The organism is Duganella radicis (genome assembly GCF_009720825.1).
In the GTDB taxonomy this organism is placed as follows: Bacteria; Pseudomonadota; Gammaproteobacteria; order Burkholderiales; family Burkholderiaceae_D; genus Rugamonas; species Rugamonas radicis.
Genome location: NZ_WNKY01000023.1, coordinates 30952 through 45641 on the forward strand (window position 1 = coordinate 30952; position 14690 = coordinate 45641).

The 14690-nt window shown below is 63.9% G+C and carries 12 protein-coding genes; 10 read left to right on the forward strand and 2 right to left on the reverse strand.

The annotated features are described in order from the left end of the window. The first annotated feature begins 3 nt into the window (after positions 1–3). Both GM676_RS19465 and GM676_RS19470 read left to right on the forward strand, forming a co-directional pair. Entirely contained in the window at positions 4–1089 is a 1086-nt protein-coding gene (locus GM676_RS19465; RefSeq protein ID WP_155465546.1) for an ABC transporter ATP-binding protein, read from the forward strand. Positions 1090–1288: 199 nt separating this feature from the next. Further along, positions 1289–3682 carry a TonB-dependent receptor gene (locus GM676_RS19470; protein WP_155465547.1) on the forward strand — a complete coding sequence of 798 codons (2394 nt, stop codon included), beginning with the start codon at positions 1289–1291 and terminating at the stop codon, positions 3680–3682. Between the two features lie 118 nt (positions 3683–3800). Here the strand turns inward: GM676_RS19470 and GM676_RS19475 are convergent, their stop codons facing one another. After that, a complete protein-coding gene (locus tag GM676_RS19475; protein ID WP_155465548.1) occupies positions 3801–4274 on the reverse strand; it encodes a TspO/MBR family protein in 474 nt (157 codons plus the stop codon). A gap of 120 nt (positions 4275–4394) precedes the next feature. Between GM676_RS19475 and GM676_RS19480 the strand changes: the two genes are divergently transcribed. From GM676_RS19480 to GM676_RS19490, 3 genes are read left to right on the forward strand one after another with little or no spacing between them, the layout of a single operon-like run. Then, the gene (locus GM676_RS19480; protein ID WP_155465549.1) at positions 4395–4778 is read left to right on the forward strand and encodes a nitrogen regulation protein NR(II); all 384 of its coding nucleotides are present in this window, start codon (positions 4395–4397) and stop codon (positions 4776–4778) included. Next, positions 4775–6079 carry a sensor domain-containing diguanylate cyclase gene (locus tag GM676_RS19485; protein WP_155465550.1) on the forward strand — a complete coding sequence of 435 codons (1305 nt, stop codon included), beginning with the start codon at positions 4775–4777 and terminating at the stop codon, positions 6077–6079. The genes GM676_RS19480 and GM676_RS19485 overlap by 4 nt, the downstream gene beginning before the upstream one ends. A 1-nt stretch (position 6080) precedes the next feature. Further along, positions 6081–7838: a putative bifunctional diguanylate cyclase/phosphodiesterase gene (locus GM676_RS19490; RefSeq protein ID WP_155465551.1), complete on the forward strand. Its 1758-nt coding sequence runs from the start codon at positions 6081–6083 to the stop codon at positions 7836–7838. Here the strand turns inward: GM676_RS19490 and GM676_RS19495 are convergent. Beyond that, a complete protein-coding gene (locus tag GM676_RS19495) occupies positions 7807–8814 on the reverse strand; it encodes a LacI family DNA-binding transcriptional regulator (protein WP_371866301.1) in 1008 nt (335 codons plus the stop codon). The genes GM676_RS19490 and GM676_RS19495 overlap by 32 nt on opposite strands. Before the next feature lie 94 nt (positions 8815–8908). Here GM676_RS19495 and rimO point away from each other — a divergent pair, with 94 nt between their 5' ends. From rimO to hisC, 5 genes are all read left to right on the forward strand, one after another. After that, positions 8909–10300 carry a 30S ribosomal protein S12 methylthiotransferase RimO gene (gene rimO / locus GM676_RS19500; protein WP_155465552.1) on the forward strand — a complete coding sequence of 464 codons (1392 nt, stop codon included), beginning with the start codon at positions 8909–8911 and terminating at the stop codon, positions 10298–10300. Positions 10301–10368: 68 nt separating this feature from the next. After that, positions 10369–11205 carry a creatininase family protein gene (locus GM676_RS19505; RefSeq protein WP_155465553.1) on the forward strand — a complete coding sequence of 279 codons (837 nt, stop codon included), beginning with the start codon at positions 10369–10371 and terminating at the stop codon, positions 11203–11205. Further along, the gene (locus GM676_RS19510; RefSeq protein ID WP_155465554.1) at positions 11202–12458 is read left to right on the forward strand and encodes a YncE family protein; all 1257 of its coding nucleotides are present in this window, start codon (positions 11202–11204) and stop codon (positions 12456–12458) included. Before GM676_RS19505 ends, GM676_RS19510 begins: the two co-directional genes overlap by 4 nt. Continuing rightward, positions 12455–13621 carry a cystathionine beta-lyase gene (locus GM676_RS19515; RefSeq protein ID WP_155465555.1) on the forward strand — a complete coding sequence of 389 codons (1167 nt, stop codon included), beginning with the start codon at positions 12455–12457 and terminating at the stop codon, positions 13619–13621. The genes GM676_RS19510 and GM676_RS19515 overlap by 4 nt, the downstream gene beginning before the upstream one ends. Next, a complete protein-coding gene (gene hisC, locus GM676_RS19520; protein WP_155465556.1) occupies positions 13621–14679 on the forward strand; it encodes a histidinol-phosphate transaminase in 1059 nt (352 codons plus the stop codon). The genes GM676_RS19515 and hisC overlap by 1 nt, the downstream gene beginning before the upstream one ends. The last annotated feature ends 11 nt before the right edge of the window (positions 14680–14690 follow it).

Sequence of the window (14690 nt, forward strand, 5' to 3'; positions counted from 1 at the left end):
ATCATGTCTAACGTAGCTATTCGTAATTTGCAGATCAAGCTGGGCGAGAACAAGGTGATCGAATCGCTCAACCTCGACGTGAAAGCAGGGGAGTTCGTGGTGCTGCTAGGCCCTTCGGGCTGCGGCAAATCGACCCTGCTGCACAGCATTGCGGGCCTGATCGACACCAGCGCCGGCCAGATCGAAATCGGCGGCAAGGACATGACCTGGGCCGATCCGAAAGACCGCGGCATCGCGCTGGTGTTCCAGTCCTATGCGCTGTATCCGACCATGAACGTGGAAGCGAATATGTCCTTCGGCCTGCGCATCAATGGCACGCCGAAAGCGGAAATCGCCCGCCGCGTCTCGCGCGCTTCGGACATGCTGCAACTCGGCCCGCTGTTGAAGCGCAAGCCGGCCAACCTGTCGGGCGGCCAGCGTCAGCGGGTGGCGATCGGCCGTGCCATCGTGCGCGAAGCGGACGTGATGCTGTTCGACGAACCGCTGTCGAATCTCGACGCCAAGCTGCGCACCGAATTGCGTCGTGAATTGAAGCAGCTGCACAAGCAACTCGGCGCCACCATGATCTACGTGACCCACGACCAGGTGGAGGCGATGACGCTGGCGCAGCGCATGGCGGTGATGAAGGGCGGCGTGGTGCAGCAGTTCGATACGCCGGACGTCATCTACAACACGCCGGCCAATCTGTTCGTGGCAACCTTCCTCGGTTCGCCGGGCATGAACCTGTTCAAGGGCGAGTTGGAGCAGCAGGGCGGCCGCGTCCTGTTCAAGAACGAGCACCTGTCGGTCGACGTGACCGGCTATCCATTCCAGGCGCCGCTCACCGGCAAGCACGCATGCGTGCTCGGCGTGCGGCCGGAAGATATCGACGTCGGGCATGGCGACGGGGTCGGTCAGGCGGTGCGCGCATCGGTCTCGCTGATCGAGGCCATGGGCGCGCATCGCGTAGTGTGGCTGGACTTCCACGGCACGCAGATTGCGGGCATCGTGCAGGACCAGCAGCTGATTGAAACCGAGAAGGAGATCAGCTTCTCGATCCGTAGCTATCGTATTTCCCTGTTTGACGGAGCCAGCGAACAGCGGCTCTGAAATCCGGGGTCAGGTCCTCCATTTCTACACGATCTCAGCCGTAGTGAAACCTACGGCTGAGATCGTGTAGAAATGGAGGACCTGACCCCGGAGTTACCGTAGTTATCTAAACACCGGGTCTGCCACGGTATGGCCCGACGCATCCGTGCGTCTCGTGGTGGAAGCGGTTCCACTTAAAAAGAAGCGAGGAGATAGACGAATGAAAAAAACGATACTGGCGCTCAGCATCGCGCAGATTGCGCTCACCACGGCGGCCTACGCGCAGCAGGCGGCCGGCGGCGACGTCGAGAAAATCATCATCACCGCCACCCGCCGCGATACGCTGGTGCAGGACACGCCGCTGGCGGTGACGGCCTACACCCAGGACACGCTGGCCAACAATCAGGTCAAGGATCTGGCCACCATGACCGCCATGGTGCCCAGCCTGGTGGTCGAGCCGCACAGCGATTCGGGCGGCGTGCACGTGTACATGCGCGGCGTCGGCTCGGCCAATCACACGGAGCTGGGCGACCCGGCGGTGGCGTTCTATGTGGACGGCATCTACGTGCCGCGTCCACAGGGCGCGACGGCGCTGATGTATGACCTGAATCACGTCGAGGTGGCGCGCGGCCCGCAAGGCACACTGAATGGCCGCAACTCGACCGCCGGTGCGGTCAACCTGGTATCCGGCGCGCCCAGCACGCAGAAGGTGTTCGGCTCGGCCAGCGTGACGGTGGGCGACTATCATCGCCTGCAAACGCAAGCCATGATCAACATCCCGCTGAGCGACGACATCGCGTTGCGCATCGCCGCCATCAAGGACCAGCATGACGGCTACGTCGATTTCCGCAAGGGCTCCAACGTCATGCCGGGCGCGCAGAAGTACGGCGCCGGCAATCAGCAGGGCGCGCGCGCTTCGCTGCTGTGGAAGTTCACGCCGGACCTGAAGGCTACCTTCATCGCCGATTACTACGCCGATACCGGCGCCGGCAACATTTATCTGTCGGCCGAGCCGAAGCCGGGCCAGGATCTGCGCTCGGCGCTGATCGACACGCCGGGGACGCTAGATCAATCCATCATCACCGCCAAGACCAAGGTGCAATGGCGCCCGGTGGAAGGCATCGAGGCGCAGTACCTCGGCGCCTGGAGCCGCCTGAAACGCAGCAACGCCAGCGATGCCGATGCCGGCTTCTATCCGGGCTTTAAAGCGGAGAACCGCACCGAGTGGGGCCAGTTCGACAGCGTGTCGAACGAGCTGCAACTGCGCTCGGATTCGGAAGCGCCATTGCAGTGGGTGGGCGGCCTGTTCTTCTTCCGCGAGAAGAACAAGATCCGCTTCGACATCGACCGCAGCCAGATTTCGGAAGCGATGCTGGCGCAGGATATCGCCAACGGCAGCGTGATCTTCGTGCAGCCGACCGTGGGCCAGTATGCCTCGGCCATGTCCTTCATCCAGGGCAATCGCCAGCTGCATTCCAGGGCGGCCTTCGCGCAGGCCAGCTATGAGCTGGACCCGGTGTGGAAGCTGACCGCCGGCGCGCGCTACACCAAGGACCACAAGTACGATATCGGCGGCCAGAACTGGGCCTGCCCGAATTGGCCGGACAACGCGCCGCGCGGCGCCACCCTGACGCCGAACCAGATCGCGCAGCTGGTGACACCCGGCACCGGCACCATCAACACCCACAACATCGGGCCGGGCGGCGTGGTGAATCAGGCCACTTGCGGCAATACCTATGGCGACAACACCGCCGATCTGGCTTACGGCCAGGCGACTTGGCTGGGCCGCGTGGAGTACAAGGTGTCGAAGGATATCCTGACCTTCGCCTCGGTGACCACCGGCTTCCACTCGCCGGCCATCGGCGACGGCGGCGCCACCACCAAGCCGGAAAAGCTGACCAGCTATGAGCTGGGCTTCAAGTCGGACCTGCTGGACCGCCAGCTGTCGCTGAACATCGATGCGTTCTGGATGAAGTACAAGGACAAGCTGGAATCGCAGGTGGTCAACAACACGCTGCAAAACTTCAACGCGGCCGGCGCCTCGGTGAAAGGTATCGAAACCGAGTGGGCATGGCGTCCGACCAGCGTCGATCGTTTCAGCGGCAACGCCACTTGGCTGAAAGCGCGCTATGACGATTTCCTGTCCTGCGACGTGGATGCGGCGCGCGCCAACGGCCAGTCTTGCGGCACCACCGCGCCGACCGTCAACGTCGGCGGCAGCGTGCTGAAACACGCTCCGACCTTCGCCGCAACGCTGATGTATGAGCACGACTTCGACACCGGCAAGGGCCGCATCACGCCACGCATTTCGGCGCACTACGAGACGGAATCGTTTATCGGCTCGGGCGCGTTTGCGAACGACGTGCCGGGCCATCCGGGCGTGAAGATGCAAGCGGCGTACACCACGCTGGATCTGAGTGTGCGCTACGAGCCGTTCGGCAAGGCTTACACGGCCGAGCTGTTTGTGAATAACGCCACCGACAAGGATGTGAAGTACGACGCCATCGAAGTCTGCACGCAAGTCGGCGCGCCATGCCAGCCGAAGCAGCAGATCTGGGCGGCGTACTACAACAACCCGCGCACCTTCGGCGCCCGCGTGTCGATGAAGTTTTAAAGCGTAGTAGTAAGGGGTAGTGGTCTTAGGCTGGCGGTTCCCTCCCGCCAGCCTTTTTTTGTCAGGTGCCGCCCGGCACCGCCGCCACGGGTTCGTCGTTCATGTACGTTCCTCGCAGTTACAGCAGGCCCGGATTGCGCTGCCAGATGGAGAAGCACAGCGCGCTGGCGAAACTGACCCAGGCGATGTACGGCAGCAGCAGGGCTGCCGCCAGTGGGTCGATGCGCCCGAACAGCACGATGGTGGCGGCAATCAGCAGCCACAGCACGACGATGCAGGCGAACGCCGCCGCGCCCATGTGCCAGCCGAAGAACAGCCAGCTCCACAAGGCGTTGAGCGCGAGCTGCACCAGATACACCAGCAGCGCCGCGCTGCGGCCGGCGCGGGCCACGCGCCATGCGGCCACAGCCATCATCAGATACAGCACCGTCCAGGCCGGGCCGAACAGCCATGTCGGTGGCGCCCATGCGGGCTGATTCAGTTGAGAATAGAAGGCCGGAGCCGTGGCCGAGCCGAGCCCGCCCAGCGTGGCAAAGGCGGCGGTCAGGGCGATCCAGCCGATCAGGGAAAGCAGATTGCGTGTCTTGGTCATGTCAATGGTGAGCGAACCAGGGCGGAATTAACCAACGTGCTAATATTACTACCGACGAATAAGAAATGCTACTGATTGGTAGTTTGTGTTTTCTGATTGGCAATTGTTGAAGGATGCGCTATGCAAGTACAGATCGATTTCGAGCGGCCCGACCTGGCGGCGCTGCTGGCGGACATGGATGAACCAGCGTTGGACGCGCTGCCGTTTGGCGTGATCGGCTTCGACGCCGAGGACCGGGTACGGCGCTACAACGCCTTTGAATCGCAGGCGGCCGGCCTGCGCCCGGAGCGCGTGCTGGAGCAGAATCTGTTCACGGTGGTGGCGCCATGCATGAACAACTTCATGGTGGCGCAGCGCTTCCTCGATGCGCGCGCCGACGGCACGCCGCTGGACGACACCATCAACTACGTGCTGACCTTGCGCATGCGGCCGACCAAGGTCCGGCTGCGGCTGCTGTCGGCGCCGGCGGCGGCGCTGTCTTACGTGCTGGTGCAGCGTCTATGAGCGCCGCCGTCGCCTATCCCGAGGTGGAGGAATACGAGGCGCTGCTGCAATTCCTGTACATGGCGCCGGTCGGCCTGGTGCAACTGGCCGCCGACGGCAGCATCCTGATGCTCAATCCGCTCTCGGCACAGTTAATGATGCCGCTCAGCCGCCACGGCGAGCTGACCAATCTGTTTGAGGCGCTGGCGCCGGTGGCGCCCGATCTGCGGCAGCTGTGCGCGGCCTATCCTGCGGACAGCGGCCAGATTTGCGACGCCACCCGGCTGTACCTGTACGGCGACCAGGCCGGCCACGGCCCGCAAGTACTGTCGCTGAGCATGTTGAAGCTGGACGCCAACCGCCTGATGGCGGTGCTGAGCGACGTCACCGAGCAGGACCGGCGCGAGCGCCAGCTGCGCAACACCGACGCCTGGCTGCACGCCATCATGACCAATATCGCCGATTACGCGCTGGTCAGCCTGGACCAGCGCGGCCGCATCGCCGCATGGAACGACAGCATAGGCCGCGTGACCGGCCATGGCCGGGAAGCGGTCGGGCAGCCGTATGCCTTGTTCTCTCCCGAGGAGGCAACCACGCCCATGCGGCAACTGGACCGCCTGCGCGAAGCCGACGACAATGGCTGGTCGTTAGACGAAGGCATGCGCCGGCGCGCCGATGGCAGTCAGTTCTGGGCCAGCGCCATGATCGCGCCGCTGCCGGGACGTCTGGAAGGGGAGAGCGGCGAACCGGCCTACTGCATGATCATCCGTGATATTTCGGACAAGCGCGAGATCAGCCAGAGCCTGCGCCAGGCCGCCTACTGCGATCACCTGACCGGCCTGTCCAACCGGCGCGCTTTTTTCGAATCGGCCGAGCTGGAACTGGCGCGCAACAAGAAAGCGCCACGGCCGATTTCCCTCATCATGCTGGACGCCGATCATTTCAAGGCGATCAACGACAGCTACGGCCATCCGGCTGGCGACGCCGTGCTATGCCGGCTGGCGGCCACCATGCGCGCGGTGTGCCGGCAGGTGGACGTGCTGGCGCGTATCGGCGGCGAGGAATTCGCCGTCCTGCTGCCATCGGTGGGACTGGAAGACGCGCTGGCGGTGGCGGAGCGCTTGCGCGCGCAGGTGCAGCGCAACCCGGTGGTGTACCAGCGACAGCGCATTCCGTGTACGGTGAGCCTGGGGGTGGCGGTGATGGACGAAAGCACGACAGGCTTCGAGAGCCTGCTGGCGCGCGCCGACCAGGCTTTGTATCAGGCCAAGCGGCGCGGGCGCAATCAGGTGGCGCTCTGGCAGGCGGGAGGAGGGACGTAACATGCAGACGGACGGCGATGACGCGTATGAAACCTTGATGCAGTTCCTGTACCGCGCACCGGTGGCGCTGATGCAGCTGCGGCAGGATGGCGAGATCGAGATGCTGAATCCGATGGCGTCGCAGTTGCTCATGCCGCTGGCGCCGGACGGCGACCTGGCCAACCTGTTCAAGGTGCTGCAAGCGCACGCGCCGGATCTGGCGCAGCTGTGCGCCGGCTTCGCGCCGGAGCATGGCGTGATTTGCGAGAGCCGGCGTATCCTGCTGTCCGCCGGCGCCGACAAGGGACCGTCGGTGCTCTCGCTAGGCCTGCTGAAGGTGGACGGCCAGCGCCTGATGGCGGTGCTGCTCGATGTCACGCACGAAGTCCAGCGCGAACAGCGCGTGCTGGCGCGTCAGCTGGCCAGCGCCGCGCGGCTGGATCTGTTGACGCAATTGGCCAATCGCAGCCGCGCGCTGGAGCTGTTGCAGGACATGGCGCAGCGCGCGCCGCGGCCGGAGGGCGATCATTGCGCCGTTTTGTTCCTCAACCTGGACCGCTTCAAGCAAATCAACGACGCCTATGGCAACGAGGTCGGCGACCAGATCATGGTGCTGGTGGCGGAGCGCCTGCGCACCACGGTGCGCGCCAGCAGCCGCGCGCCGGGCCAGCCGCATGTCACCGAGATTGCCGCGCGCGTGGGCGGCGACGAGTTCGCGCTGCTGCTGGACGGCCTGCCGCAGCGCGACACCGCCGAGCGCATTGCCGCACGCCTGCTGGACCGTTTAAGCCCGCCGTTCCGCGTGGGCGCCCATGAACTGACCTGTACTTTCAGCATCGGCGTGGTGGTGCTGGAGGACGGGCCGCAGCAGGCCGACGATGTGCTGCGCGACGCCGCCATCGCCATGCGGGCGGCCAAGGCCGATGGCGGCAATCAGTTTGCCGTGTTCGCGCGCCACATGCGCGAGCGGGCCATCCTGCGCGGCGGCTTGCAGGCCGACCTGCGCAACGCCATCGAGCGCGGCGAGTTGTACACGGTGTACCAGCCGGTGGTGGGGCTGCTGGATGACGGCCGTATCGACCGCGCCGCCGGCGTGGAAGCGCTGGTGCGCTGGCGCCATCCGCTGCGCGGCGAGGTCGGGCCGTCGGAATTCATCGGCATCGCCGAGGACTGCGGCTTGATCGGCGCCATCGGCGAGCAGGTGCTGGCCATGGCGTGCGCGGATTTCGCCCGCTGGCGGCGGCAACTGGGCGCGAACGCGCCGCGCCTGCTGGCGGTGAATCTGTCGCGCGCGCAGCTTAACCAGTCCGGATTGTGTGAGCGGGTCAGCGCCATCATGGCTGCCAACGGCATGGAGCCGGGCAGCCTGCAACTGGAGATCACAGAGAGCCTGGCGGCGCAGGGCAGGGATATCCAGGATCAGCTTCTGGGCTTGAAAGCGCTGGGCGTGAAACTGGCGCTGGACGATTTCGGCACCGGCTATTCCTCGCTATCGAGCCTGCACCTGCTGCCGGTGGACACGGTCAAGATCGACCGCTCCTTCATCACGCTGGCGGCCACCAGCCGCCATCACGAAGTGCTGATCGAGGCCACAGTGAAGGTGGCGCGCAGCCTCGGGATGAACACCGTGGCGGAGGGCATTGAAACGCCGCAGCAGGCGGCCGTGGTGTCGGCGCAGGGGTGCGACAAAGGCCAGGGCTACCTGTACAGCCGTCCGCTCAGCGGCGCCGCCATCGAACAATGGCTTATTACTTCGGCGCCGCCACCGAGCCGCGCATAGTGACGGTGACGGGGAACTCGCGCGAGATTTCGTGCTGGGTGCCGTAGCAGATGTTGAGCAGCCAGCGCACGGCGTTCTGTGTCAGCTGCTGCATTGGGATGCGCACCGAAGTCAGGCCCGGTGACGAGAATTCGGCCGAGTAGTCATCGTCGTAGCCGATGATGGACACGTCCTTCGGCACGCTGATGCCGGCGCGGTGGAAGCAGGACATGGAGCCGATCGCCATTTCATCGTTGGCGCAGAACAGGCCCGTGAAATGGCGTCCTTCGTTCAGCAACTGCTGGGTGGCGCCAAAGCCGCCTTCGCGCGAGAAGTCCGATGGAATCTGGCGTACCGCGTCGCGCTGGATGCCGTTGCGCGCCAGCTCGTCGAAGAAGCCGCGCAGGCGCTCCTCATTGTCCGAGGTGCCGACCGGGCCGGAAATCACCGCCAGCTGGCGATGTCCCGCCTCCAGCAGGGTGCGCGCCGCCAGTTCGCCGCCGTGATAATGGTCAGGGCAGAATGACGAGGTCTCCAGCTCCGCGCTGCGGCGGTTGAGGAAGGCCATCTTGGGATGCATTTTGTGCAGCATCTGCATGTCCTCGTCCAGCAGGTCGTGGCCCAGCACCACGATGCCGTCGCAATCGCGGCCGATCAGGAACTTGACCGCTTCAATCGCTTCCTCGCGCGGCGTGCCGTCGCCGCAACCGGTGGCCACCACCACGTGGCGGCGCATGGCGCGCAGTTCGATGTCGGTTTGCTTGAGGATGGTGCCGTAGTAGGCGCCGAAGAAGGAGGGCGCGAAGATCCCGATCATGCCCAGCGACTGCGCCGACAAGGAGCGGCCGATGGAAGAAGGGCGGAAATTCAGCTGTTCGATGGCGGCTTGTACTTTTTTCATCGCCTCGGCCGATACCGGACCGGCGCCTGAAATGGCGCGCGATGCTGTCGACATGCCTACACCGGCGAGCATTGCGACGTCTTTCAGTGTTGCCACACGATCTCCTATGAACCAAGTGCGTTAAGGCTGTATCGTAACATGGTATAATCGTCGATTGCTCGTAATCTTTGTGAAGTATTAAGCAACCATCATGCAATCGCAACCACTCTCTCGTCTTCCCAAGCCAGCCGCCGGCGCGCCAGCACCTAAAGTGGGCTTTGTATCGCTCGGCTGCCCCAAGGCGCTGGTCGACTCTGAACAGATCCTGACCCAGCTGCGCGCGGAGGGTTACGAGACCGCCAAATCCTACGACGGCGCCGATCTGGTGATCGTCAACACCTGCGGCTTCATCGACGCCGCCGTGCAGGAATCGCTGGACGCCATCGGCGAAGCGCTGGCCGAAAACGGCAAGGTGATTGTGACCGGCTGCCTGGGCGCCAAGAAGGACACCGACGGTTCGGACCTGATCACCAAGGTGCACCCGAAAGTGCTGGCCGTGACCGGCCCGCACGCGCTGGGCGAGGTGATGGACTCGGTGCACCAGCATCTGCCGAAACCGCACGAGCCGTTCATCGACCTGATTCCGCCGCAAGGCATCAAGCTGACGCCGAAGCACTACGCCTACCTGAAAATCTCGGAAGGCTGCAACCACCGCTGCTCGTTCTGCATCATCCCGTCGATGCGCGGCGATCTGGTGTCGCGTCCTATCGGCGAACTGCTGCTGGAAGCGGAGAACCTGTTCAAGTCGGGCGTGAAGGAGCTGCTGGTGATCTCGCAGGACACCTCGGCCTACGGCGTGGACGTCAAGTTCCGCACCGGCTTCTGGAACGGCCGTCCGATCAAGACCCACATGACGCAGTTGATGGAAGCGCTGGGCGAACTGGCCAAGTCCTACGGCGCCTGGGTGCGCGCGCATTACGTCTATCCGTATCCGCATGTCGACCAGGTGATCCCGCTGATGGGCGAGCATATCCTGCCTTACCTCGATATCCCGATGCAGCACGCGCATCCCGATGTGCTGAAGCGCATGAAGCGCCCGGCCAGCGGCGAGAAGAATCTGGACCGCATCCTCGCATGGCGCAAGATGAATCCGGACCTGACCATCCGCTCCACCTTCATCGCCGGTTTCCCGGGCGAGACCGAGGCCGAATTCGAATACCTGCTCGACTTCCTGAAAGAGGCGCAGATCGATCGCCTGGGCTGCTTCGCCTATTCGCCGGTGGAAGGCGCTACCGCCAACGAACTGGAAAATCCGGTGCCGGAAGAAGTGCGCGAAGAGCGTCGTGGCCGCGTGATGCTGCTGCAAGAAGAAATCTCGAAAGCACGCCTGAAAGCGAAAGTCGGCAAGACCGTGCGCGTGCTGATCGATGAAGTCAACCGCACCGGCGGCGTGGGCCGCTCGGCCGCCGACGCGCCGGAAATCGATGGCGTGGTGTACGTCAAGCCGCCGTTCGAACCGCACAAGAAACTGGTGGTCGGCCAGTTCGTTGATGTGAAAATCACGACATCCGACGCCCATGACATGTGGGGAGAGGCACTTTAAGCCATTCGTCTACTATAATAAAGGCGGACCAGCGTAACGGCGGTCCGCCTTTTTTGTTAGATGAGCTTATGCCTGACTTGAAATTCCTGGCGGCGCTGGCCGCTTGCATGTTGATGGCCTCCGCAACCGCCGCCGAAGCGCCGGTCATGCTGGAAGAGATGACGAGCACCGAACTGCGCGCCCGCATCGACGGCGGCGCCACCACGGCGATCATTCCCATCGGCGGCACCGAGCAAAGCGGCCCGTATATCGCGCTGGGCAAGCACAATGTGCGCGCCACCGTGCTGGCGCGGATGATCGCGCAAAAGCTGGGCAACGCTGTGGTCGCACCGGTTGTCGCTTACGTCCCCGAAGGCAGCATCACGCCGCCGGCCGGCCACATGAAGTTTGCCGGCACGCTGTCGATACCCGAATCCACGTTTGAAGACCTGCTGTTCTCGGCCGGACAAAGCCTGCGCCAGCACGGCTTCCGCCACATCGTTCTGATCGGCGACCATGGCGGTTACCAGAAAAGCGAAACCCGCGTGGCGCAGCGCCTGAACAAGGCCTGGGCCAAGGATGGCAAAGCTGGCGCGCTGGCGCTGCTGGCTTACTACGACGTCACGCAGGAGCCTTTTATCGCCGATCTTGAAAAGCGCGGCTACAGCAAGGCCGAAATCGGCCTGCATGCCGGCCTGGCCGATGCATCGCTGATGCTGGCAACCGACAAATCCCTGGTCCGTACCGAAGCGTTGGCGCGCGGCCCATCGCCTGGCGTGAACGATGGCGTGCGCGGAGACGCGCGCCGCGCCAGCGCGGAATTGGGCAAGCTTGGCGTGCAGCGCATTGTCGATACCTCGGTTGCGGCTATTTCCGAATTTGCGGCGCATGGCGCGCCGTCCACCTCTAGTAAAGAATCCAAATGAAGACTAATCACATCGCTTATGCGGCATTGGCCGCCACCGGTCTGATCGCAGCGGGCAGCCTGGCCGCTATTGGTTACTCGCAGTCGGTGCAAGCCGCGCAGGCAGGGCAGGCGGCGCCCGCCGCCGGCCAGGGTCAGGCCGCCGCGCCGGCCAACGTTTATGCCGGCATCGCCCCGGCCAATCTGAGCCCGGCGGTGCGCGACCACCTGCCGCGCGTGTACGTGCCCAACCTGCGTTCCAACGACGTCTACGTGATCGACCAGGAATCGCTGAAAGTGGTCGACAAGTTCAAGGTCGGCGTCGGCCCTCAGCACGTGGTACCGGCGTGGGACCTGCAATCGCTGTGGGTGGCGAATAACGCCGAGCGCACCAACAAGGGCAGCCTGACGCCGATCGATCCGCGTACCGGCAAACCGGGCACGCAGGTCGCGGTGGACGATCCATACAATATGTACTTCTCGCCGGATGGCAAATCGGCCATCGTGGTGGCGGAAGCCTTGCACCGCCTGGACTTCCGCGATCCTAAGACCATGCAAATGCAGTACGCCATCGACGTGCCGCAGTGCGGCGGCATCAACCACGCCGACTTCTCGCCGGATGGCCGCTACGCCATGTTCACCTGCGAATTCGCCGGTTCGGTGGCGCGCATCGATCTGCAAACGCGCAAGGTGGAGGGGTATCTGAAACTGTCGATGCCGGCCACGCGCTTCTCGGAAAAAGATCCGATCGACCAGTTGCTGGCGAATGAGGTGTGCAGCAAGAAGAAGGGCATGCCGCAGGATATCCGCGTTTCGCCGGACGGCAAGCGTTACTACATCGCCGACATGGACGCCGACGGCGTGCACATTGTCGATGCGGCGTCGTTCACCAAGGTCGGCTTCATCCCGACCGGCGTCGGTGCGCACGGCCTGTATCCAAGCCGCGACGGCACCAAGCTGTATGTGGCCAATCGTGGCACGCACAACATCCATGGCAAGCCGAAAGGCAAAGGCCGCGTGACAGTGATCGACTTCGCCACCGAAAAAGTGGTGGCGCAATGGCCGATCCCCGGCGGTGGCAGCCCGGACATGGGCAACGTCAGCACGGACGGCAAGTACCTGTGGCTGTCGGGCCGCTTTGACGATGTGGTGTACCGCATCGACACCGCCAACGGCGACGTCAGGAAAATCAAGGTGGGCCAAGAGCCGCACGGCCTGACCGTGTGGCCGCAGCCGGGCAAATACTCGCTGGGCCACACCGGCAATATGCGATGAGCGTGAAAAAATCTCCGCAGACGGCGCTGATCCATACGGATTATCAGGCGCCGGAAGGTTTTGCCGCCTTTCCGAGCGCGATCCATCATGCTTCCACGGTGCTGTTCAAGAACGTGGCGGCCATGCGCTCGGGCGACTGGAAAGAGAAGAACGCCTATACCTACGGCCTGCATGGCACGCCGACCACCTTCACGCTGGAGGCGCGGCTGGCCGAAATCGAAGACGGCAAGCACTGCCTGCTGGCGCCGAGTGGGCTGGCGGCCATCGCCATGGTGAACTTCGCGCTGCTGAAATCGGGCGATGATGTGCTGTTGCCGGAGAACGTCTACAACCCGAACCGGGAGCTGGGACGCTGGCTGTCGGCCGATTTTGGCATCACGGCGCGCTATTACGATCCGCTGATCGGCGAGGGTATTGCGGCGCTGATTCAGCCGAACACCAAATTGATCTGGACCGAAGCGCCGGGATCGGTGTCGATGGAAGTGCCGGACCTGCCAGCCATCTGCAAGGCGGCGCATGAACGCGGCGTGCTTGTCGCACTGGATAACACCTGGTCCGCCGGCCTGGCGTTGCGCGGCTTCGACCTCGGCGTCGACATCATCATGCAGGCGCTGACGAAGTATCAGTCCGGAGGATCGGATGTGCTGATGGGCGCCGTCATCACGCGTGACCGCGGCCTGCACGACCGTATCAGCCTTGCGCACATGCGGCTTGGCATGGGCGTGGGCGCGGACGATGCCTATCTGGTGTCGCGTGGCCTGCCGACCATGCGCCTGCGTTTCGAGGCGCACGACGCGGCTGCACGCAAGCTGGCCGCATGGCTGCAAACGCGGCCTGAAATTACCAAAGTCCTGCATCCGGTCTTCCCGGATTGCCCGGGCCACGAAGTGTGGCAGCGCGATTTCAGCGGCGCCGGCGGCCTGTTCTCGGTGATCTTCGATGAGCGCTACACGGAAGCGCAGACCGATCGCTTTGTCGATGCGCTCAAGCTGTTCAAGATCGGCTATAGCTGGGGCGGCGCGAATAGCCTGGTGATGCCGTACCGCATACAGCAGATGCGCAAGAACTGGCACGGCAGCGGCACGCTGGTGCGCTTCAACGTCGGCCTGGAAGAGGTGCAGGATTTGATCGCAGATATTGAGCAAGCATTTGGGGAATTGTAATGAGTAAGTTCTGGAGTAAAGTCGTACACGGTCTGACGCCCTACACGCCGGGCGAGCAGGTGCAGATGCCTGGCCTGGTGAAGCTGAACACCAACGAAAATCCATACGGCCCGTCGCCAAAGGCCATCGCCGCGATGCAGGCCGCAGCGGGCGACAGCCTGCGCAAGTATTCCGACCCGTCCAACGCGGCGGTGAAGGATGCGGTGGCGCGCCGCTTCGGCCTGACGCGCGAGCAGGTCTTCGTCGGCAACAGCTCGGACGAGGTGCTGGCGCATACCTTCCACGCCTTGCTCAAGCACGACCTGCCGCTGCTGGCGCCCGATATCAGCTACAGCTTCTATCCGACCTATTGCAGCCTGTATGGCATCGAGTGCGTGCAGATTCCGCTGAACGAGCGCTTCGAAATCGATATCGCCGACTATAACCGTCCGTGCGGCGCCATCATCATCGCCAACCCGAACGCGCCGACCGGCATTGGTTTGCCGCTGTCGCAGATCGAGGCGCTGCTGGCTGCGCATCCGGATCAGGTGGTGGTGATCGATGAAGCCTATGTGGATTTCGGCGGCCAGAGCGCCGCCGCGCTGCTGGGCCGTTACGACAATCTGCTGGTGATTCAGACGCTGTCCAAATCGCGCTCGCTGGCTGGTTTGCGCGTGGGCTTTGCGGTTGGCCATCCGGACCTGATCGCGGGTCTGGAGCGCGTGAAGAACAGCTTTAACTGCTATCCGCTGGGACAGGTGCAGCAGGCCGGCGCGGTGGCGGCGCTGGATGACGTGGCCTACACCGAGCAGACCTCGAACGCCGTCATCGCCAGCCGCACCTGGCTGACCGCGCAGTTGCAGGCACTGGGCTTTGAGGTGCTGCCGTCGCAGGCCAACTTCGTGTTCGCCCGCCACCCGCGGCACGACGGCGCCCAACTGGCCAAGGCGTTGCGCGAGCGCGCGATCCTGGTTCGCCACTTCACCGCCGCGCGCATCGATCAGTTCCTGCGGATTTCCATCGGCACCGACGAGGAGTGCGGCAAACTGGTGGACGCACTAAAAGCCATTCTGTCCTGAACAGCTTCTGA

Coding starts and splice junctions, on each gene's coding strand:
- GM676_RS19465 (WP_155465546.1), top strand. CDS start 4: ATGTCTAACGTAGCTATTCGTAATTTGCAGATCAAGCTGGGCGAGAAC.
- GM676_RS19470 (WP_155465547.1), top strand. CDS start 1,289: ATGAAAAAAACGATACTGGCGCTCAGCATCGCGCAGATTGCGCTCACC.
- GM676_RS19475 (WP_155465548.1), bottom strand. CDS start 4,274: ATGACCAAGACACGCAATCTGCTTTCCCTGATCGGCTGGATCGCCCTG.
- GM676_RS19480 (WP_155465549.1), top strand. CDS start 4,395: ATGCAAGTACAGATCGATTTCGAGCGGCCCGACCTGGCGGCGCTGCTG.
- GM676_RS19485 (WP_155465550.1), top strand. CDS start 4,775: ATGAGCGCCGCCGTCGCCTATCCCGAGGTGGAGGAATACGAGGCGCTG.
- GM676_RS19490 (WP_155465551.1), top strand. CDS start 6,081: ATGCAGACGGACGGCGATGACGCGTATGAAACCTTGATGCAGTTCCTG.
- rimO (WP_155465552.1), top strand. CDS start 8,909: ATGCAATCGCAACCACTCTCTCGTCTTCCCAAGCCAGCCGCCGGCGCG.
- GM676_RS19505 (WP_155465553.1), top strand. CDS start 10,369: ATGCCTGACTTGAAATTCCTGGCGGCGCTGGCCGCTTGCATGTTGATG.
- GM676_RS19510 (WP_155465554.1), top strand. CDS start 11,202: ATGAAGACTAATCACATCGCTTATGCGGCATTGGCCGCCACCGGTCTG.
- GM676_RS19515 (WP_155465555.1), top strand. CDS start 12,455: ATGAGCGTGAAAAAATCTCCGCAGACGGCGCTGATCCATACGGATTAT.
- hisC (WP_155465556.1), top strand. CDS start 13,621: ATGAGTAAGTTCTGGAGTAAAGTCGTACACGGTCTGACGCCCTACACG.